This window comes from Parapedomonas caeni (assembly GCF_041060555.1).
Lineage (GTDB): Bacteria > Pseudomonadota > Alphaproteobacteria > Sphingomonadales > Sphingomonadaceae > CAUJIW01.
Map to the genome: position 1 here is coordinate 112,289 of NZ_JBEUDS010000001.1, position 18,418 is coordinate 130,706.

The 18,418-nt window shown below is 67.8% G+C and carries 18 protein-coding genes; 7 read left to right on the top strand and 11 right to left on the bottom strand.

Annotation, left to right across the window (positions count from 1 at the left end; translation table 11 throughout):
- Window positions 1–11 precede the first annotated feature (11 nt).
- Both ABU113_RS00475 and ABU113_RS00480 read left to right on the top strand, forming a co-directional pair.
- The gene (locus ABU113_RS00475) at window positions 12–1,346 is read left to right on the top strand and encodes an alkaline phosphatase family protein (protein WP_454557502.1); all 1,335 of its coding nucleotides are present in this window, start codon (window positions 12–14) and stop codon (window positions 1,344–1,346) included.
- 117 nt (window positions 1,347–1,463) lie between these two features.
- Complete coding sequence (locus tag ABU113_RS00480; RefSeq protein ID WP_454557503.1) at window positions 1,464–1,607, top strand: entericidin A/B family lipoprotein; 144 nt, start codon at window positions 1,464–1,466, stop codon at window positions 1,605–1,607.
- An 80-nt stretch (window positions 1,608–1,687) separates the two neighbouring features.
- On the opposite strand, the gene ABU113_RS00485 is transcribed toward ABU113_RS00480, so the two are convergent.
- The 4 genes from ABU113_RS00485 to ABU113_RS00500 form a co-directional block, all read right to left on the bottom strand.
- Window positions 1,688–2,767, bottom strand: a complete 1,080-nt coding sequence (locus ABU113_RS00485) for a DNA methyltransferase (RefSeq protein WP_454557504.1) — start codon at window positions 2,765–2,767, stop codon at window positions 1,688–1,690.
- A 199-nt stretch (window positions 2,768–2,966) separates the two neighbouring features.
- A complete protein-coding gene (locus ABU113_RS00490) occupies window positions 2,967–3,596 on the bottom strand; it encodes a ribonuclease HII (RefSeq protein WP_454557505.1) in 630 nt (209 codons plus the stop codon).
- A 140-nt stretch (window positions 3,597–3,736) separates the two neighbouring features.
- A complete protein-coding gene (locus ABU113_RS00495; protein ID WP_454557506.1) occupies window positions 3,737–4,219 on the bottom strand; it encodes an energy transducer TonB in 483 nt (160 codons plus the stop codon).
- Window positions 4,220–4,727: 508 nt separating this feature from the next.
- The gene (locus ABU113_RS00500; RefSeq protein WP_454557507.1) at window positions 4,728–5,798 is read right to left on the bottom strand and encodes a PA0069 family radical SAM protein; all 1,071 of its coding nucleotides are present in this window, start codon (window positions 5,796–5,798) and stop codon (window positions 4,728–4,730) included.
- Window positions 5,799–5,930: 132 nt separating this feature from the next.
- On the opposite strand from ABU113_RS00500, the gene ABU113_RS00505 reads away from it, so the two are divergent.
- The 3 genes from ABU113_RS00505 (at window position 5,931) to ABU113_RS00515 (ending at window position 8,158) form a co-directional block, all read left to right on the top strand.
- Complete coding sequence (locus tag ABU113_RS00505; RefSeq protein WP_454557508.1) at window positions 5,931–6,443, top strand: VOC family protein; 513 nt, start codon at window positions 5,931–5,933, stop codon at window positions 6,441–6,443.
- Window positions 6,444–6,485: 42 nt separating this feature from the next.
- Window positions 6,486–7,481, top strand: a complete 996-nt coding sequence (locus ABU113_RS00510; RefSeq protein ID WP_454557509.1) for a YheT family hydrolase — start codon at window positions 6,486–6,488, stop codon at window positions 7,479–7,481.
- A gap of 119 nt (window positions 7,482–7,600) precedes the next feature.
- Complete coding sequence (locus tag ABU113_RS00515) at window positions 7,601–8,158, top strand: GNAT family N-acetyltransferase (protein ID WP_454557510.1); 558 nt, start codon at window positions 7,601–7,603, stop codon at window positions 8,156–8,158.
- Between the two features lie 10 nt (window positions 8,159–8,168).
- Here ABU113_RS00515 and ABU113_RS00520 read toward each other — a convergent pair whose 3' ends face one another.
- Together ABU113_RS00520 and ABU113_RS00525 are read right to left on the bottom strand one after the other, a co-directional pair.
- The gene (locus ABU113_RS00520; protein ID WP_454557511.1) at window positions 8,169–9,407 is read right to left on the bottom strand and encodes a protoglobin domain-containing protein; all 1,239 of its coding nucleotides are present in this window, start codon (window positions 9,405–9,407) and stop codon (window positions 8,169–8,171) included.
- A gap of 293 nt (window positions 9,408–9,700) precedes the next feature.
- Window positions 9,701–11,257, bottom strand: coding sequence for a 2-isopropylmalate synthase (locus ABU113_RS00525; RefSeq protein ID WP_454557512.1), 1,557 nt, complete (start codon window positions 11,255–11,257; stop codon window positions 9,701–9,703).
- Between the two features lie 397 nt (window positions 11,258–11,654).
- Here ABU113_RS00525 and ABU113_RS00530 point away from each other — a divergent pair, with 397 nt between their 5' ends.
- Window positions 11,655–12,011: an EthD domain-containing protein gene (locus tag ABU113_RS00530; protein ID WP_454557513.1), complete on the top strand. Its 357-nt coding sequence runs from the start codon at window positions 11,655–11,657 to the stop codon at window positions 12,009–12,011.
- Window positions 12,012–12,083: 72 nt separating this feature from the next.
- Here ABU113_RS00530 and rpsD read toward each other — a convergent pair whose 3' ends face one another.
- On the bottom strand, window positions 12,084–12,698 hold the full coding sequence (rpsD, locus tag ABU113_RS00535; RefSeq protein ID WP_454557514.1) for a 30S ribosomal protein S4: 615 nt from the start codon (window positions 12,696–12,698) through the stop codon (window positions 12,084–12,086).
- 166 nt (window positions 12,699–12,864) lie between these two features.
- Entirely contained in the window at window positions 12,865–13,518 is a 654-nt protein-coding gene (locus tag ABU113_RS00540) for a PEP-CTERM sorting domain-containing protein (protein ID WP_454557515.1), read from the bottom strand.
- A 448-nt stretch (window positions 13,519–13,966) separates the two neighbouring features.
- Here ABU113_RS00540 and ABU113_RS00545 point away from each other — a divergent pair, with 448 nt between their 5' ends.
- Entirely contained in the window at window positions 13,967–14,569 is a 603-nt protein-coding gene (locus tag ABU113_RS00545; RefSeq protein ID WP_454557516.1) for a hypothetical protein, read from the top strand.
- Here the strand turns inward: ABU113_RS00545 and ABU113_RS00550 are convergent.
- From ABU113_RS00550 to ABU113_RS00560, 3 genes are read right to left on the bottom strand one after another with little or no spacing between them, the layout of a single operon-like run.
- Entirely contained in the window at window positions 14,490–15,356 is an 867-nt protein-coding gene (locus ABU113_RS00550) for an RNA methyltransferase (RefSeq protein ID WP_454557517.1), read from the bottom strand. The two genes, ABU113_RS00545 and ABU113_RS00550, sit on opposite strands and share 80 nt — an antisense overlap.
- Complete coding sequence (gene gltX, locus ABU113_RS00555; RefSeq protein ID WP_454557518.1) at window positions 15,353–16,678, bottom strand: glutamate--tRNA ligase; 1,326 nt, start codon at window positions 16,676–16,678, stop codon at window positions 15,353–15,355. Before gltX ends, ABU113_RS00550 begins: the two co-directional genes overlap by 4 nt.
- Window positions 16,678–18,366, bottom strand: coding sequence for an NAD+ synthase (locus ABU113_RS00560; RefSeq protein ID WP_454557519.1), 1,689 nt, complete (start codon window positions 18,364–18,366; stop codon window positions 16,678–16,680). The genes gltX and ABU113_RS00560 overlap by 1 nt, the downstream gene beginning before the upstream one ends.
- Window positions 18,367–18,418 lie beyond the last annotated feature (52 nt).

An 18,418-nucleotide genomic window follows, 5' to 3' on the forward strand; every position in this document is an offset into this window, starting at 1 on the left:
GGAGACCGACCATGCGCATTGCATCTTTCCTGACCGCCAGCCTGCTGGTGCTGGCCGCAACCGGTGCCGACGCGGCGCCGAAAATCGTGATGATTTCCATCGATGGCCTGCGCCCCGCCGACGTGCTGGAGGCGGACAAGCGCGGAATCGAGGTGCCCAACCTCAAGGCGCTGGTGCGCGACGGCGCCTCCGCGACCGGCGTGCGCGGCGTGCTGCCCACCGTCACCTACCCCAGCCACACGACGCTGCTCACCGGCACCGCGCCGGCGGCCCATGGCGTGGTCAACAACCTGACCTTCGATCCGGCCCGCATCAACCAGGCCGGCTGGTACTGGTATGCCACCGACATCAAGGTCGAGACCCTGTGGGACGCGGCGGAAAAGGCCGGTCGCAAGACCGCCAACGTCCACTGGCCGGTCAGCGTGTCGGCCAATGCCGATCTCAACCTGCCGCAGATCTGGCGCACCGGGCACGAGGACGATCGCAAGCTGATGGCGGCGCTGGCGACGCCCGGCCTGCTTCCGGCGCTGGAATCGCATTGCGGACATTATGCCCAGGGCATCGACGAGAGCATCGAGGGCGACGAGAACCGCGCGAAATTCGGCATCCGCCTGATCGAGACCGAGCAGCCGGATTTCATCACGCTGTACTGGACCGCACTCGACCATGAGCAGCACCAGTATGGCCCGGGGACGCCGCAGGCCCATGCGGTGCTCAAGCGCATCGACGCGCTGGTCGGCCAGGCGGTGGCGGCCGCCCGCAAGGTTGATCCGGGTGCGATTGTCGCCATTGTCTCCGACCATGGTTTCGCGCCGCTGCACACCGAACTCAACGTGCCGCGCGCCTTCGTCGAGGCCGGCCTGATCACCCTTGATGACAAGGGCGCGGTGACGGCGTGGGAGGCGATGCCGTGGCCGAGCGGCGGCTCCGGCGCGGTGGTGCTGGCCCGCCCGGACGACAAGGCGCTGGAGGAAAAGGTTGGTGCGTTGCTGGCCAGGCTGGCGGCGGACCCTGCCAACGGCATCGCGAAAATCTACGACCGTGCCGCCATGGCGGCGGTGGGCGCCAACCCGCAGGCCTCGTTCTACGTCGCCTTCAAGGCGGGGTTCGCGATGGGCTACGACCCGACAAAGCCAATGCTGTCGCCGTCGAAGAGCAAGGGCACGCACGGCTATGCGCCGGATATGCCGGAGATGCGGGCGACGTTCATCATTGCTGGCGCTGGCGTGCCGAAGGCAAGGTCGCTCGGCGACATCGACATGCGCGACATCGCGCCGACGATTGCTGCTCTGGGTGGACTGACGCTGCCGACAGCGGAAGGCAGGGTGCTGCTGGGTAACCGGTAGGACGGGAAGGCCAACGGTGGCGACAGGTGGTGTCGTCACCCGCAGCCATTCATTGAAGGCTCATGTGGGATTGGCTAAGGCTGATCGGTGCCGCTGTTTTACACTGGAGCCAGTGCAATGATGAAGAAGACCATCGTCACCCTGATGCTGACCGCCGTCGCGCTGTCGGCCGCCGCCTGCAATACGGTCCAGGGCGTGGGCAAGGACATTGAGTCCGTTGGTCGCAAGGGCGAGCAGGTGCTCGACGACGCCAAGAAGTAACCAGCCGGCACATCCGGTAACGACAAACGGCCGCGCCTGTTGAAGGGCGCGGCCGTTCGCGTTTTCAGGGCAGGCGCGCCTCAGTGCGCGGCCATCTCCGCCCGCAGTTGCTGGCGGTAGACGTCGATCGGCACCAGCTTGCCGCGCTGCTCCACGTGCCAGAAGGTCCAGCCGTTGCAAGCCGGCGCGCCCTGCACGAAGGCGCCGATCTGGTGAATCGAGCCGGTGGCGTCGCGAGCGGCCAGCGAGCCGTCGGCGCGCACCCTGGCGGTATGGCGGCGGCTGGGGTCGGTGAGCACCACGCCCGGCTTCAGCAGGCCGTTCTCGATCAGGGCGCCAAACGGCACCCGCGGTTCGGCGCGCTTCGAGGTGGTGATGGCGGCGGCGTCAGGCGCCAGCGGCGCGACCCTGGCGATGCGCTCGATGGCGACGTTGATGTAGCGCCGCTCGCGCTCGATGCCGACGAAGGACCGGCCCAGCCGCTTGGCCACCGCCCCGGTGGTGCCGGAGCCGAAGAAGGGGTCGAGCACCACGTCGCCGGCCTTGGTGGAGGACAGCAGCACCCGGTGCAGCAGCGCTTCCGGCTTCTGGGTCGAGTGCGCCTTCTCGCCGTCGACGCGCACCCGCTCCGCGCCGGAGCAGATGGGGATCACCCAGTCCGAACGCATTTGCAGCTCTTCGTTGAGCGCCTTCATGGCGTCGTAGTTGAAGGTGTATTTCGCGTCCGGCGACTTCGAGCACCAGATCAGCGTTTCGTGGGCGTTGGTGAAACGGGTGCCCTTGAAGTTGGGCATCGGGTTGGCCTTGCGCCAGATGATGTCGTTGAGCACCCAGAAACCCAGATCCTGCAGCGCGGAACCGACCTTGAAGATGTTGTGGTAGCTGCCGATCACCCACAGCGTGCCGTTGTCCTTCAGCAGCCGGCGGGCGGCGGCCAGCCACGCGCGGGTGAAATGGTCATAATCGGCGAGGCTGGAAAACTTGTCCCAGGCGTCGGTGACGGCATCGACCTTGGAATTGTCCGGCCGCAGCAGCTCGCCGCCGAGCTGCAGGTTGTACGGCGGATCGGCGAAGATCACGTCCACCGAGCCTGCCGGCAGACTGTTCATGATGTCGATGCAGTCGCCCTCGATCACGCGGTTGAGCGGCAGTGTTTCCATGGGTCGTTCACCTGAAAATCAATCACAATCCGGCCAAGGTGAGTCCCCGAGTCGCGCAGGTCAATGGGGTGATTCGCGTGCAGAATCAGCAAGATTCACTGAGTCGTTAACAAGCGACTCGGGTTTCGACTCGCGGACACAAGCTGTTGAGTCCGCGTCGACTCGGCGACTCAAGATGATGCGGTGTGGCCGAAAAGACTCAGTCGGCGGCTTCTTGCGCCAGCAGGGCGCGGATCGGCGCGAACGAGCGGCGATGATGGGCCGTCGGGCCGAACCGGGCGAGGGCGGCCTGATGTTCGGCGGTGCCGTAACCGGCGTTACGTTCCCAGCCATAGGCGGGATGTTCGGCGGCCAGCCGGGTCATCTCGCGGTCGCGGCTGACCTTGGCGACGATGCTCGCCGCCGCGATCGACAGGCTGAGCGCGTCGCCCTTGATCAGGGTGCGGCACGGGCAGGGCAGCGGCGGCGCGCGGTTGCCATCCACCAGGGCGGCGCCCGGCGCGCGCGGCAGGGCGGCGATGGCGCGCTGCATGGCAAGATAGGTCGCCTGCAGGATGTTGAGCGCGTCGATCTCGGCGGCACTGGCCCAGCCGATGCCGACCTCGGCGGCGGCGAGAATCGCCGGGTACAGGCTTTCCCGCCGTGCTTTCGACAGCTGCTTGGAGTCGGTGATGCCGGCAGGCAGGCGGGCGGGGTCGAGGATGACCGCCGCGGCGACCACCGGGCCGGCCCACGGGCCGCGGCCGGCCTCGTCAACCCCGGCGACCGGGCCGGCGACCTCGCGGGCGAGGGCGGTTTCCGGCTCAAGGGTGGGGAGTGCGGCGGCCATGGGCTGCTCTTGGCAGTGCCGGCGGGGGGCTGCAACGCAAAAAAATGGCGGGAGAGGAGGAACCTCTCTCCCGCCAGTGAGTCTTGCTTGGGCAATGAGCCGGGGGGTCAACCGGCAGCCGGTAAGCAAGAGCGAGGAAGTCAATTCAGGTTCGGCGTTTCCGACTGGGCGTACTGGGCAGCCTTCGGGGTGGCGTCATCGAAGGCCTGTTGCAGCCGCTGGGCCTGCTCGGGGGTGTGGGCAACGCCGAAGTTCATCCGCATCAGCACGGTGCGCGGCGCATTCTCCGACGTCGGCATCGCCGGCAGCGGGTTCAGCGCGGCGACGGTCCGCAGCGCTTGCTTGTCAAGCAGGGCCGAGCCGCTTGAGCTTGCCAGCTCGGCGCTGATGATCCGGCCGGACGGCGCGATGGTCAGCTTCACTTCCGCCGTGCCCTGCTCCTCATGGCGATAGCCGGCGGCCGGGTAGGTCAGCGCGTCGTTGAGGCGGGCCTCGACCTTCTTGCTCCAGCCATGAACGCTGTGGGACGCGGCGTCGCCCGCGAAGGCGGGGCCGGTAGCGGCGCCGAGGAAAACGCCGGCGGTGAGAAGGGCGGCGGCGGCGGTGGTGATGGTCTTCAACATGGTGTGTCTCCTGCAATCTGCTGTGTGTGGGGCACTCAACGCGGTGTGTGCCATTCTGATAGCAGGTGTATTAGTGAAGTACAACACTAAAAATGTAGTTCAGTAATTCAGCATTGCACATTTTTTGTAATTCATTGAAAAATAACGAGATAAAATTGACGAATGGAGCCCCCTGGAGGCGCTGGAGGTGTGTTGCCGGTGTGCTGTATGGGGTCGCATGGGTCGCGACTCGTCAGCGGCGCGGCGGGGACGAGCGGTCTCGGGAAAAGGAGCGGGAGAGGGGCGCTCTCCCGCTCAAGGCAAGGGGCAATGACCGAGAGGAACTTCGGTCATTCGTCGAGCAGGCAACCGACAGAGAGCATAGTCGGGAGCGGCTCAACCTCGGGGGGCAAGAACGCCCGGAAACACGCAGGCCTGCCGGCATGGCGACAGGCTGGCTGACATCTGAACATACGGGATGCCTGTTAAAATCCTCTGCACGCATGCGACCAGCAGTGCAGTTGCGACGCTAGAACAATTCGAGCTGCGGGCAGTCGGGGCAATGGAACTGGTCGAGCGCCAGCGGCGCCGGCGCACGGTCCAGCCCCAGTCGGCGGCAGGCGGCACTGAACCGGGCGCGGATCGCCTCGGCATAGGGGCCGCTGCCGCGCATCCGCTCGCCAAAGCGCGGATCGTTGGCCCGGCCGCCACGGATGTCGTGCTGCAGGGTCATCACATGGCGGGCCCGGTCGGGGTAGGTCTTGGCCAGCCAGTCCTCGAACAGGCCGCGCACCTCATGCGGCAGCCGCAGCGGGATCGACGCGGCGCCGCGCGCACCGGCCTCGGCGGCGGCCGACAGGATGCGTTCGATCTCATGGTCGTTGAGCGCCGGGATGATTGGTGAGACGAAGACGCTGGTCGGAATGCCGGCATCACTCAGGGCCCGGATGGCGTCGAGCCGGCGGCGCGGCGTCGCCGCGCGGGGCTCCATGGCACGGGCCAGGCGCGGGTCGAGCGTGGTGATCGAGATGTTGACGCTGACCAGCCGGCGTGCCGCCATTGGCGCCAGGATGTCGATATCGCGGGTCACCAGATGGCTTTTGGTGGTGATGGTGGCCGGGTGTCCCCAGGCCGCCAGCACCTCCAGCAGCTGGCGGGTGATCCGCCATTGCCGCTCGATCGGCTGGTAGGGGTCGGTATTGGTGCCCATGGCAATGGGCGCGGGCGTGTAGCCGCGCCGGCCCAGTTCCGCCGCCAGCAGGCGTGCGGCGTCGGGCTTGGCGAACAGCCGGGTTTCGAAATCCAGCCCTGGCGACAGGTCGTGATAGGCGTGGGTCGGCCGGGCGAAGCAGTAGATGCAGCCATGTTCGCAGCCGCGATAGGCGTTGATCGAGCGGTCGAACGGAATGTCGGGCGAGCTGTTGCGGCTGATAATGGTGCGCGGCTGCTCGACGGTGACGCTGGTGGCCAGCGGCGGCGGCTCCTCCTCGTCCCACCGATCGGGCTCGGCCTCGCGCGCCAGCGTGCGCATCCGGGCGCTCGTCGGATTGCTGACGGCGCCGCGACCATGATGCAGGCGATCGGGCAGGGGCTGGGCCATGGCGCCGATCCTAGCGCGTCAAATAGAACAAAGAAAGAACAAATGCGCCGGCCACGCTTCGCCTAAATGGCAGGTACGGTCGCCTTGGCGTTGCGCTAGGCTGGACAAAACAACCGACGGGGAGGGGAGATCATGTCGAGCGGGGTGATCCAGATCGCCTATCATGTGGCGGATGTCGACGAGGCGGCCGCGCGGTTCGCGCGGGAGTTCGGCTTGGGGCCGTTCTTTGTCCTCAAGCATATCCCGCTCACCTGGTGCCAGTATCGCGGCGAGCAGGGCCGGTTCGACCACAGTTCCGCCTATGGCCAGGCCGGCAACGTGATGGTGGAGCTGATGCAGCAGCATGGCGACGATCCGTCGGCCTGTCGCGACATGTACGCCGCCCACGAGGAGGGGCTGCACCACATGGCCCGCTTTGCCCCCGACATGGACGCGACACTGGCCGACTATGCCGCGCGCGGCTTTCCGACCGCGATGCGGGCGCTGACCACGGCGGGCGTCGAGTTCGCCATGGTCGATACCCGTGCGGCGCTCGGCCACATGATCGAGCTGTATCCGCCGGCCGACATGCTGGTGAATTTCTACGCCATGGTGCGCGACAGCGCGGCGGGGTGGGACGGTACCGACCCGGTGCGCTACCTCTGACGGCCTTGCGGCCGGCGCGCCATTGGTGGACAACGACGCCTGATGACCTCGCCATCCGCCGTCCTGCCGTTCGACATGCCGCCGTTCCGGCCGCGCCCGCCGTGGTGGGGCGCGGACCTGCAGACGCTGCGCAACACCCTGGCGCCGCGTCCGGTCGATCTGTCCCCCTGGCCGGGCCAGCATCTGCGCTTTGTTGCCGCCAACGAGCGCGACGCCTTGTCAGGCTGGCTGCATCGGCCAGCGCCGCCGGCCGGCGCCGGCCCGCCGCTGGTGATCGTCATTCACGGGCTGACCGGCGACGCTGATGGCCAGATGCAGTGTGCCAGTGCCGCCTATCTGCTCGCCGCCGGCTATCCGGTGCTGCGGCTGAATCTGCGCGGCGCCGGCGACTGCGCGCCCGCCAGCGCCACGCTCTACCATTCCAATCTGGCGGCGGACATCGAGGCGGTGCTGGCCCAGTTGCCGGGCACGATCACCGGGCAGGGGGTGGTGCTGTTCGGCTATTCGCTGGGGGGCAACCTGACGCTCAACACCCTGCGGCAACCCCGGCCGAGCCCGCTGCTGCGCGGCGGTATCAGCATCTGCGCGCCGATCCTGCCGGCGGCGGCGGCGCGCGCGCTTGAGAGGCCGCGCAACCGGCTCTACCAGCGCCACCTGGTGGCCGGCCTCAAACGCGCGGCGCTGGCCTGCGCGCTCGACCCGGCGCTGGAGGCGTCGGCGCGCGCCATCCGCTCGATCCGCGACTATGATGGCAAGGTGGCGGCGGCGATGCATGGCTTCGCCAGTGCCGACGATCTCTATGCCCATACGGCCTCGGCGCCGCATCTGCGGCACATCCGCCTGCCGACCCTGGTGGTCCATGCCGCCGACGATCCCTGGGTGCCGGTGGCCGGCTATCGCGCGGTCGACTGGGGCGCCAATCCGGCGCTGCTGCCGGTCATCACCCCCGGCGGCGGCCACTGCGGCTTCCATGCGGCGGACGACCCGGTGCCCTGGCACGACCGGCTGGTGCTGCGCTTCCTGCAATCCATGGTATAGGCATCGCGGTCGACCGGCCCGGTCGATCGGGGCGACGCTGCGGCGGTGCCGCTCCCGCGTTGCAAAGAAAAAGGATGCCGGGATCAGCCGGCACCCGTTCTGACTTTGGGGGTCGCATCGTGATCGCGCGCGTGCCCGAGCGTTTTTCCACCGCCCGGCTGGTGGCCGGACCGATGTCCGACGACGATTTCGAGGGACTGCGGCTGCTGCACCGGGATCCGGTCGTCATGCGGACCCTGTCGGCGACCGGCGAGCCGCTCGGCGAGGACGAGACCCGCGGCTTCATCGAGCGATGCCGCGACCATTGGTTGCAGCATGGCTTCGGTGTGTGGACGTTCCGGCTGGAATTCTCCGACACCTTCATCGGCTATTGCGGCCTGAAGCGGACGACCATCGAGGACGAGGCCTGCATCGAGCTGCTCTATGCCGTGCGGGCCTCCCACTGGGGGCAGGGCTATGCCGGTGAAATGGCGGCGGCGGTGGTTCGCCTCGGTCTCGACAAGCTGGGCGCGGACAGCCTGGTCAGCTTCACCCTGCCGGTGAATGCCGCCTCGCGACGGGTGATGGAAAAGCAGGGTTTCGTCTACGAGAAGGACATCGTGCATGCGGGCTTGCCGCACGTGTTCCTGCGTCGACGGCCAATCCCTGCCGAAGCCGGGGGTGTCCCGCCGGCCTAGGTCCGGCGGGCTAATTCTGGATGTCGCGCAGGAAATCGTCGACGCGTTCGGTCAGCTGGGCGGCCTGTTGCGCCAGCGTGCTGGCGGCGCCAAGCGTTTCCGTCGAGGCGCGCCCGGTCTCATGGGCCGCCTCCCGGACACCGCTGATGTTGGTGCTGACCTCATGGACGGCGCCGCTTTGCTGTTCCATCGATGTCGCGATCACCTGAAACACGTCGCTGATCCGGCCGATGGTTGCGCTCACGGCGTCGATCTGCGTGCCGGTGTCGCGGGTGACCGCCTTGATGGCATCAATGCGCTGGGCAATCTCGTTGGTGGCGTTGGCGACCTCGCTGGCCAGCGACTTCACTTCATTGGCCACGACCGCGAAGCCCTTGCCGGCCTCGCCGGCACGTGCGGCCTCGATCGTGGCGTTGAGCGCCAGCAGGTTGGTCTGGCTGGCGATCTTGCGGATGGTGCTGGCGAAGTCGCTGATGGTCAGCGCGGCCTGTTCCAGGGCCTCGACGGACTCGCGGGTGCGTGCCGACACGGTCACGGCATCGGCGACAAGGGCATTGGCGCTGGCGACCTGGCCTTGCATGCCCTCCGTGGAGTCGCGGGAGCGCATGGCCGCCTCGGCGACCACCCGGGCCTGCACGCTGGTCTCCTCAGCGGCCGCCGCCATGGTTTCGGCGGTGCCCTGGAGGCCGGCCGCCGAACTGGAGACCGCGTCGACGATCTCCTTCACGTTCTGCTCGAACACATCGGCATGGCGGCGCAGCGTGGTGCGAGCCTGCTCCTGTGCTTCCTTGATGTAGACCGAGATGGCGAGGTCCATGTCGAGGAAGATGATCTTGTTGACCGCATTGATCACCGCGGGCAGCTCCTCGGGCGTGAACCGGCCGCAGCTCACGGCGATGTTGACCAGGCGGGTGAGAATGAAGGCGTAGCCGCCAATATACCAGCGCGGGTCCAGTCCGATGCGGGCGTGGGTACGGCCGATCGCCACCGCGCTCTGGACGTAGGTCTGGTCGATGCGGCCGGAAAAGATGCTTTCCAGCCAGTGCGTCTTCTGCCGCTGCTTGGCGAAGGCGACGCGCTCGGGGTTGCTGAACAGTGCCTGCAGCGCCGGCACCTTGAGGATGTGATCGTAAAAATCACTGATGATGACATCGATATGCTCGCGCACGACCGGCGCGAACGCGTGCAGCTGCGCGAGATCCGTGTCGTCGAGGCGGGTGAAATGCACACGGCGTTCAATATCGAACATGACTTCGTCGTCTTTCTCTGGCCGGTTCCGCGGAAGTGCAGAACGAGGCGTCCTTTTCGTGGTCCCCGGCTGGCGCGCTGAACGCACGGGGCTCGTCGTTCGTGGGGAGGTGGCTATCCGATACGCCTGGTTAAATAAATCTGTCGGCTGGCTTGGCAAGGATCAGACCTTGGTCGCAGCATCAGACGAATAGGCTAGTCGGGGCCGAGGCGACGCCGGGATCGCGGGCCAGAACATCGAAGCGCCGCGACGTTGCCGCCGCGGCGCTTCTTGACGCTTGATATCCGTATGGTTCAGGCGCTGGCGCGCACGCCCTCGGCGGGGTCGACGGCCTGCTTGGTGCGTTTGGTCAGCAGCTTGTTCAGCGCGTTGACATAGGCCCGCGCGCTGGCGACCAGGGTGTCGGCATCGGCGCCGGTGCCCTGCACCGTCCGGCCATTCTCCTCCAGCCGCACGGTGACTTCCGCCTGGGCATCGGTGCCCTGGGTGACGGCGTGCACCTGATACAGCTGCAATGTCGCGTCGTCGTGCGGCACCAGCTGGCGGATGGTGGCGAACAGCGCGTCGACCGGGCCGTTGCCCTTCGACGTCGCGGTCTTTTCCGCGCCGTCGATGATCAGCGACACGATGGCGCGCTGGCCCTTGGAGCCGGCATAGACCTCGATTTCCTCGACCTGGATGCGGTCGTGCGCCCGCAGCGTCTCGTCGTCGACCAGGGCGATGATGTCCTCATCGTAGACGTGCTTCTTGGCATCAGCCAGATCCTTGAAGCGCTTGAAGGCGTCCTGGAACTGGTTGTCGGACAGCTTGTAGCCCAGCTGCTCCAGCTTCTCGCGGAAGGCGGCGCGCCCGGAGTGCTTGCCCATCACCAGGTTGTTGGCGGTCAGGCCCACCGATTCCGGGGTCATGATCTCGTAGGTCTGCTTGTCCTTCAGCACGCCGTCCTGGTGGATGCCGGACTCGTGGGCGAAGGCGTTGGCGCCGACCACGGCCTTGTTGGGCTGCACCTGGAAGCCGGTGATGGCGGAAATCAGCCGCGAGGCGCGGGTGATCTCGGTGGTGACGATGCCGGTGTCGTAGGGCATCACGTCGTGGCGGGTGCGCAGCGCCATGACGATTTCCTCCAGCGCGGCGTTGCCGGCGCGCTCGCCGATGCCGTTGATGGTGCATTCCACCTGACGGGCGCCGCCCATCACGCCGGCCAGCGAGTTGGCGACCGCCAGCCCCAGGTCATTGTGGCAGTGGGTGGAGAAGATCGCCTTGTCGGCGTTGGGCACCCGGTTGATGACGTCGCGGAACATCGCGCCATAGGTTTCCGGCGTGGCATAGCCCACCGTGTCCGGCAGGTTGATGGTGGTGGCGCCGGCCTTGATGGCGGCTTCCACCGCGCGCACCAGGAAGTCCGGTTCCGAGCGGGTGGCGTCTTCGGCCGACCACTCGATGTCCGGGCACAGGTTGCGGGCGTGGCCGACGGTGCGGGCGATTGCTTCCAGCACCTCGGTCGGCTCCATGCGCAGCTTCACCCGCATGTGCAGCGGCGAGGTGGCGATGAAGGTATGAATGCGCGGGAACCTGGCGACCTTGACGGCCTCCCAGGCGCGATCAATGTCGCCCGGCGCCGCGCGCGACAGGCTGGCGATGGTTGCCTTCTCGCACTGGCGGGCGACCTCGCGCACCGCCTCGAAGTCACCTTCCGAGGCGATGGCGAACCCGGCCTCGATGACGTCGACCCCCATGGCTTCCAGCTGGGCGGCGACGCGCAACTTCTCTTCCAGGTTCATCGAACAGCCTGGCGACTGCTCGCCGTCGCGCAAGGTGGTGTCAAAAATCTTCACATGATTGCCGGTCATGGCATCTTCCTTCGACTTGGCTCGGCCCCCTGATGCGGGCAGGCCGGCGGAATTTCAAGAAACTTGGCGTCCGGTTCTCCCCTAGACGCAGTCCGCGACAGCCTGATGGCCGGCAGAACCCTGCGCCTAAGGGCGCGTAAGTCGAAGAAGCAGGCCAGACAGCAGAGCGCACGCCGCCGGGGCGGTGCGGGTCTGCGCGGCAATGGTCATGGCCTTGGTCATGCTGTCCTCTACGGAGGTGAATATAATGTGCCGCCGGTATTGTAAACAGCGGGTGAACACAAACAGCGGTGCGCGGCCGCCAGGCTCCGGCGGCGGCACTGGCAAATGCGTGCAGTTGCCGCCCGGCCCGGTGCGAGCCATCGTGTCGATCTCAGGACAGGGGGAGGATCAGGCCATGTTCAAGACCATCACGCTGCTCAAGCGGCGCGCCGGGCTCAGCCGGGAAGCGTTCATCGACTATTACGAGACCCATCATGCCCGCATTGGCGAGAAATATCTGCGCGGCCGGGCGACGCGCTATGTCAGGCGCTATCTGGAAACCGTACCCGACCCGCGTACCGGCGTTACGGTCGAGCCGGACCACGATGTGGCGACCGAGGTCTGGTACGCCGACCGGGCGGCATTCGAGGCGACGATGGCGGTGCTGCTGCAGCCGGAGGCCCAGGCCGAGATCGTCGCCGACGAGGAAAAGCTGTTTGACCGCGACCGGATGGTGTTCCTGCTGGTGGATGAGCGGGAGTCTGCGCTCTAGTTGGCATCGGACAGCAAAACGCCCGCGAGGATGACCTCGCGGGCGTTTGTCTCGGTGTCGTGTTCGGCCGGATTAGCGGCTGTAGAACTCGACCACCAGATTCGGTTCCATGCGGACCGGGTAGGGCACTTCGTCGAGCGTCGGCACGCGCACGAAGACCACCTTGGTCGGGCCGTCGTTCTGCAGGTATTCCGGCACTTCGCGCTCGGAGGAGGCGACCGCTTCCAGCACCAGGGCCATGTCCTTGGCGCGCTGGCGCAGCTCGACCACATCACCCGGACGGATGCGGGCCGAACCGATGGTGCAGCGGCGGCCGTTGACCATCACGTGGCCATGGCTGACCAGCTGGCGGGCGGCGAACACGGTGGGCGCGAACTTGGCGCGATAGACGATGGCGTCCAGGCGGCGCTCCAGCAGGCCGATCAGGTTCTGCGAGGTGTCGCCCTTGGTGCGGACGGCCTCGTCATAGACCTTGCGGAACTGCTTTTCGGTGACGTTGCCGTAGTAGCCCTTCAGCTTCTGCTTGGCGCGCAGCTGCAGGCCGAAGTCCGAGGTCTTGCCCTTGCGGCGCTGGCCGTGCTGGCCCGGGCCGTAGGAACGCTTGTTCACCGGGCTCTTGGGGCGACCCCAGATGTTCTCGCCGAGACGGCGGTCAATCTTGTACTTCGAAGTCAGACGCTTGGTCATGACAGTCCTTTCAACCGTTGTTTTCATCCCCAGCACACGCCACGGATCCGCGTATGATCCGCGCGGACGCCGCTTCACTGGGGGTGCGGGTCCGTTGATAAGCGAAGGCGGCCCTATACGGGGCCGCCCGGCTCAAGTCAATGAAAAGCCGTCGTCGTGGTGGGTGTCAGGCCCGGCGGCGGCGGCGCAGCAGGCCAAGGCCGGCCAGGCCCGCCCCCAGCAGGCCGAGGGTAGCCGGTTCCGGCACTTCGGCGGGCGTTGGCTCGTCCTGGGTGGTGGTCGGGATGCCGAGCCCCCGGCCATAGACCGAGACGTGCGACAGGCCCTGGCCGCGATCGGGGCTGTAGAACCAGTCAATGGCGTTGGGCACGTCGTTGAACAGGAAGGCGACGAAGTCGTTGCCGGCCTTCAGGATCAGCATCAGGTCGCCGGTGAGTTCGGACAACGAGTCCTCGCCGAGAAAGCTCCAGTCGCCATCAGCGCCGAACTCGACGTCGAACAGGCCGGCCAGCTCGCCGGACTGACCCTGGTTCTCGAACTTCACCAGCAGCTGCCAGTCGTCCGGATCGGCGTTGAGCGGCGCGTGATCGATGGCGGTGCCGAACAGGGTGCCGCCGTAGTTCTGATCGTTGGTGTTCTGTATCGCGACGCAGGCATTGAAGGTCGGCGACACGGCGACATCGGCGCAGGCCAGGGCGGCGTTCTGGTCGCCGCCCTGGCCACCCTGGTGCGGACGGGCCGCCGCGGTGCCGATGCACAGGGCAAGACCCGCGAGGCTGGTGAGGGCGATCCTGGAGATGGTGGCGAGGGTGGCGATCATGGTCCTGGCTTCCTGTTTGAATCGGTTCTTGACCGGATCAAACGCACATTGTGTGCCAGTCGAGGAAAATACGCGGGTTAGATGGTTAGCGCCGCCGGACGCCGCCAAGGGTGTAAGGAAAAGGCATCATCTGGCGCTGTGTGATGCCGGCTATTGTCCGGAAATGAGACATGTGCTGTCGCCATGCGGACGTCGTGACGCGAGCGCCGCACGATTGGGCCGATCCGGCTCGACATTGGTCGTGTCATGGCCTTGGATGCGAAGGTCAGGGCGACAGGCGCGCGTATGCACGTCATGTCCCCGTTTTCCGGATCGGAGTCGCATGAAGACCGTTGTTCGACTGCTTCCCGCCCTTGTCGCTGCCGCCGGCCTCGCTGCCTGCGCGGGAGCGCCATCTCGTGACCGTCCCGATGGCCCACCCGGCGGTCCGGTGCGCGGGGCCGGCGCGGTGAGCGCTAACGGCGAGCCATTGATGGGCGGCGGCGCGAACTGTGCCGACCGGCAGGCGCAGTGGCTGGCACGGGCTGACACCAGCCGGGATGGTCGGCTCGATCTTGCCGAGTTCCGTGCCGATGGCGCCCGCTGGTTCTCGACGATGGACCTCGACACGGATGGTCAGGTAACGCCGCAGGAGTTGCGCAAGGTACGCGCCTCGCTGGGTGGAGGCGGTCCCGGTCGAGGAAGTGGCGAGGATCGTGATCGTGGCGATGGGCCTCGCGACGGTCGCGGGGCCAGGGGTGGTTTCGGGGATGACTCGGGGGCCGGGTCCGGCCTGCTGAATGCCGGACCCGGCGGCGGCCGGGGTGGCCCCGGTCGCGGTCCGGGTGGGGACACCCCGCCGGGCGGTGGACGCGGCTTTGGCGCCAGCGCCGAGCCCGACCCGGTGATGGCGGCCGATGCAAACTTCGATTTCGCCGTCAGCCGGCAGGAATACGAGGCCTACACCGGGCGCAAATTCGCGCTGCTGGATGTCAACCGCGACGGTTCGCTCGTGGCGGCGGAGCTGGCCAGCCTGTGCGGGGCGCCGGATCGGGATCAGCGTCGCCGCTGACGGGCCCATCGCTGACAGGCTCGTCACTGATCTGGCCGGCGACGCGCGGGCGCGGGATCACCAGATTGCGCAGCGCGCCGCGCAGGGTGCGCACTTCCTGGTCGGTGAAGCCGGGGCGCTCGAAGATGTTGCGCAGCGTCCGCTGCATCGAGGCGGACCGGTGGTCGGGGTAGAAATAGCCCCGCTTGTCCAGTTCCCCGATCACATAGTCGATCAGCCCGTCGAGCGAGGCGCGCGGCGCCGGGCCGTCATAGTCGCCATCAAGCCGCATCGGCGGCGTGGTGTCGCGCTGGCTGGACCATTCGTACAGGATGACGATAACCGCCTGGGCGAGGTTCAGCGAGCCGAACGCGGGGTTGGTCGGGATGGTGATGAGCACCTCGCCGCGCGCCACGTCGTCGGTGGACAGCCCGGTACGTTCCGGCCCGAACACCAGCGCCGACCGGGCGCCCTGGGCGGCCAGCGCCAGCATCTCGGTCACCGCGCCGGCCGGTGTCGCCACGTTCTTGATCATCCGGCGCAGCACCATGGCGGTGACATAGACCCGGTTGCAGTCGGCGACCGCCGCCGCGAAGCTGTCGTACACCCGGGCGCGGTCGAGCACGATGTCGGCGCCCGAGGCCGCCGGACCCGCCGCCGGGTTGGGCCAGCCGTCGCGCGGATTGACCAGACGCAGATCGGTGAGGCCGAAGTTCCACATGGCGCGCGCCACCATGCCGATGTTCTCGCCCAGCTGCGGCTCGATCAGCACGATGGCCGGATGGAGGGTATCGGCGGCCTCGCTCATGCGGCGTCTCCCAGTCGCGCCAGCGCCGCCTCGCGGCCGATGCGCGCCAGCAGCGGCGCCATTTCAGGGCCGTGGCTGTCGCCGGTCAGCGCCTGGCGCAGCGGCAGGAACAGCTCGCGGCCCTTGCGGCCGGTGGCGGCCTTCAGCGCCGCCGTCCAGCGGACCCAGATGTCATCGCCCCACGGCAGCGCCGCCAGGGCGTCGCGGGCGGCGGCGATGTAGGCGGCATCCTCGATCACCGGCGTCACCGGGCCGGTGATCAGCCGCCAGGGGCGGGCGATGTCATCAAGCCGGGTGATCTCGCCGCGCAGCATCAGCCAGTCGTCGGCCGTCATGCCGGCGGGCAGCCGGGCGGCGACCGCCTCCCAGGGCAGGTGATGCAGGATCTTGGTGTTCAGGCCGATGAGGTCCGCCTCGTCGAACAGGGCGTTGGCCTTGTTGAAATGTTCCCAGGCGAAGCTCGCCACCAGCACCGCCCGCTCGGTCACCGGCTCGATGGGCAGCGACGTGCCCAGGCGGGCGAGATAGGCGATCAGCGCCAGCGGCTCGATGCCCTGCTCGCGGTAATGCGCGACGCCGGCGGAGCCCAGCCGCTTCGACAGCTCGCCGTCGCGGGTCGACAGCAGCGCCAGATGGGCCAGCGCCGGCGGTGTGGCGCCCAGCGCCTGGAACATCTGCAGCTGGATGGTCGAATTGGTCAGGTGGTCCTGACCGCGCACCACATGGGTGATGCCCATGTCGATGTCGTCGATCACCGAGGGCAGCAGATACAGCCACGAGCCGTCGGCGCGCCGCACCACCGGGTCGGACAGCGAGGCCGGGTCCATCGACACATGCCCCTGAATGAGGTCGTCGAAGGCGATGCGCGCCCCGGTGTCGAGGCGGAAGCGCCAGTGCGGCGTCTGCCCGGCGGCCTCCAGCCGGGCGCGATCCGCCTCGGTCAGTTTGAGTGCCGCCCGGTCATAGACCGGCGGCAGGCCGCGCGAGAGCTGGATCTTGCGGCGGATGTCCAGTTCTTCCGGCGTCTCGTAGCAGGGGTAGACCCGGCCGCTGGCCTTGAGCCGCGCGAAGGCCGCCTCATAGGCCGCGGTGCGGGCCGACTGGCGTTCCTCGGCGTCCCAGCGGATGCCCAGCCAGGCGAGGTCGGCGCGGATGCCCTCGACATAGTCCTCGCGCGAGCGGGCGGTGTCGGTGTCGTCGAGCCGCAGGATCAGCCGGCCGCCGCTGTGTTCGGCGAACAGCGCGTTGACGATCGCCGTGCGCAGGTTGCCGACGTGCAGCTGACCGGTGGGCGAGGGCGCGAAGCGGACGACCGGCGCCATCAGCGCGCGCCCGTGCGGAAGGCGTTGGTGATGGGATAACGGCGATCGCGGCCGAAGTTGCGCGGCGTGATCTTCACCCCTGGCGGCGCCTGGCGGCGCTTGTACTCCGCGACATAGAGCAGCCGCTCGATGCGGGCGACGGTGGCCGCGTCGTGGCCGCGCGCCACCAGCGTTTCCACCGAGCATTCCTCTTCCACCAGCCCGCGCAGGATGGCGTCGAGAACGGGGTAGGGCGGCAGGCTGTCCTCGTCCTTCTGGTTCTCGCGCAGCTCGGCGGTGGGCGGCTTGGTGATGATCCGCTCGGGGATCACCTCGCCGCCGGGCCCCAGCGCGCCGCTCGGCACCTGGCTGTTGCGCCAGCGGGACAGCTCGAACACCGTGGTCTTGTAGACGTCCTTCAGCACCGAATAGCCGCCGCACATGTCGCCATAGAGGGTGGCGTAGCCGGTCGACATCTCCGACTTGTTGCCGGTGGTCAGCACCATCGGCCCGAACTTGTTGGAGATCGCCATCAGCGTGATGCCGCGCACCCGCGCCTGGATATTCTCCTCGGTGATGTCGCGGTTGCGGCCCTCGAAGGTCGGGCCCAGCATGGTGTCGAACGCACCCACCGCCGGCTCGATGCCGATGCTGTCCAGCCGGACGCCCAGCGCCGTGGCGCAGGCGGCGGCGTCTTCCAGGCTTTCGGGGCTGGTGAAGCGCGAGGGCATCATCACGCACCACACCTTGTCGGAGCCCAGCGCGTCGACGGCCACCGCGGCGGACAGCGCGCTGTCGATGCCGCCGGACATGCCGATGACGATGCCGGGGAAGTGGTTGCGGGTGACATAGTCCCGCAGGCCCAGGGTCATCGCGTGGTAGATGCCTTCCAGGTCGTCATCCAGCGGCGCCACCGGACCCGGCGCGCAGCGCCAGCCCTCGTGGGTGCGCTGCCAGGTGGTGACGACGACATCCTCCTCCCAGTCGGGCATCTGCACGACGAGGCTGCGGTCGGCGTTGAGCACGAAGCTGGCGCCATCGAACACCAGTTCGTCCTGGCCGCCGATGCGGTTGAGGTAGACCAGCGGCAGCCCGGTCTCGGTGACGCGGGCGACGGCGAGGTTGAGCCGGCTGTCGTCCTTGCCGATCTCGAACGGCGAGCCATTGGGGGCGATGAGGATTTCCGCCCCGGTTTCGGCCAGACACTCGCAGACGTCAGGCGTCCAGATGTCCTCGCAGATCGGCACTCCCAGCCGCACGCCGCGAAACGCGATCGGCCCGGGCAGACCGGCGGCGGTGAACACGCGTTTTTCATCGAACACGCCGTAGTTGGGCAGGTCGTGCTTGCGGGTGACCGCCGCGATGCGGCCGCCGTCGAGCAGGGCCATGGCGTTATAGAGCTTGCCGTCCTCGGCCCAGCAGGTGCCCACCAGCATCGCCGGTCCGCCGTCGGCGGTGGCGGCGGCCAGCCGGTCCAGCTCGGCCTGTGCGGCGGCCTGCAGGGCGGGCTTCAGCACCAGGTCCTCCGGCGGGTAGCCGATCAGCGACAGCTCGGGGAAAACCACCAGATCGCAGGCGCCGGCGCGCTCGCGGGCCGCCAGCATCGCCCGGGCATTGCCGGCGAGGTCGCCCATCGCCTGATTGAGCTGGGCCAGCGCGATGCGCAGCGTGTCCGCCGGGGGCGTGTCGGATGAAGCCGTCTGGGTCATGGCCGTCTTCTTAAGTGCGCCGGTGGCTGGCGGCAAGCGAGGCGTGGGGTGA

Coding starts and splice junctions, on each gene's coding strand:
- ABU113_RS00475 (WP_454557502.1), top strand. CDS start 12: ATGCGCATTGCATCTTTCCTGACCGCCAGCCTGCTGGTGCTGGCCGCA.
- ABU113_RS00480 (WP_454557503.1), top strand. CDS start 1,464: ATGATGAAGAAGACCATCGTCACCCTGATGCTGACCGCCGTCGCGCTG.
- ABU113_RS00485 (WP_454557504.1), bottom strand. CDS start 2,767: ATGGAAACACTGCCGCTCAACCGCGTGATCGAGGGCGACTGCATCGAC.
- ABU113_RS00490 (WP_454557505.1), bottom strand. CDS start 3,596: ATGGCCGCCGCACTCCCCACCCTTGAGCCGGAAACCGCCCTCGCCCGC.
- ABU113_RS00495 (WP_454557506.1), bottom strand. CDS start 4,219: ATGTTGAAGACCATCACCACCGCCGCCGCCGCCCTTCTCACCGCCGGC.
- ABU113_RS00500 (WP_454557507.1), bottom strand. CDS start 5,798: ATGGCCCAGCCCCTGCCCGATCGCCTGCATCATGGTCGCGGCGCCGTC.
- ABU113_RS00505 (WP_454557508.1), top strand. CDS start 5,931: ATGTCGAGCGGGGTGATCCAGATCGCCTATCATGTGGCGGATGTCGAC.
- ABU113_RS00510 (WP_454557509.1), top strand. CDS start 6,486: ATGACCTCGCCATCCGCCGTCCTGCCGTTCGACATGCCGCCGTTCCGG.
- ABU113_RS00520 (WP_454557511.1), bottom strand. CDS start 9,407: ATGTTCGATATTGAACGCCGTGTGCATTTCACCCGCCTCGACGACACG.
- ABU113_RS00525 (WP_454557512.1), bottom strand. CDS start 11,257: ATGACCGGCAATCATGTGAAGATTTTTGACACCACCTTGCGCGACGGC.
- ABU113_RS00530 (WP_454557513.1), top strand. CDS start 11,655: ATGTTCAAGACCATCACGCTGCTCAAGCGGCGCGCCGGGCTCAGCCGG.
- rpsD (WP_454557514.1), bottom strand. CDS start 12,698: ATGACCAAGCGTCTGACTTCGAAGTACAAGATTGACCGCCGTCTCGGC.
- ABU113_RS00540 (WP_454557515.1), bottom strand. CDS start 13,518: ATGATCGCCACCCTCGCCACCATCTCCAGGATCGCCCTCACCAGCCTC.
- ABU113_RS00550 (WP_454557517.1), bottom strand. CDS start 15,356: ATGAGCGAGGCCGCCGATACCCTCCATCCGGCCATCGTGCTGATCGAG.
- gltX (WP_454557518.1), bottom strand. CDS start 16,678: ATGGCGCCGGTCGTCCGCTTCGCGCCCTCGCCCACCGGTCAGCTGCAC.
- ABU113_RS00560 (WP_454557519.1), bottom strand. CDS start 18,366: ATGACCCAGACGGCTTCATCCGACACGCCCCCGGCGGACACGCTGCGC.